The organism is Ralstonia sp. VS2407, from assembly GCF_052950655.1.
Genome location: NZ_JBRFVG010000204.1, coordinates 1 through 487 on the forward strand (window position 1 = coordinate 1; position 487 = coordinate 487).

At 67.1% G+C, this 487-nt stretch carries 1 protein-coding gene; it reads left to right on the forward strand.

Translation table 11 applies throughout. The features are described from left to right. A partial coding sequence (locus ACU8YE_RS24630; protein ID WP_446930054.1) for a hypothetical protein occupies positions 1–487 on the forward strand: 487 nt, incomplete at both ends.

Sequence of the window (487 nt, forward strand, 5' to 3'; positions counted from 1 at the left end):
TCTCGCAGGCGGAAGAAGACGCGCTGCTCGACGCGGTCGCCGCCGACATGTTCGGCCTGGGCCGCCTCCAGCAGCTGCTTGATCGCCCCGACATCGTCAATATCCACATCCTCGGCTGCGACAACGTGCGGATCGAGCACACGGACGGGCGGATCACGGTAGGCGAGCCGGTCGCCGAGACCGACAAGGAACTCATCGACATGTTCCAGGTCCTGGCGATGCGTGCCGGAGCGACCGAGCGCTCGCTCTCCTCCACCAAGCCGTGGCTGGACATGCAGCTGCCCGACGGTAGCCGCCTGACCGTGCTCATGCAGGTGTCGGTGCGTCCCTACGCGGCCATCCGCCGGCACACGCTGATGGACGTCAGCCTGGAGGACCTCCGCGACCGGTACGGCGCCATGGACGACCTGATCTGCCAGTTCCTCAAGGCGGCCATGGCAGCCGGCCTCAACATCATTGTGGCCGGACTGGCCGACGCCGGGAAGAC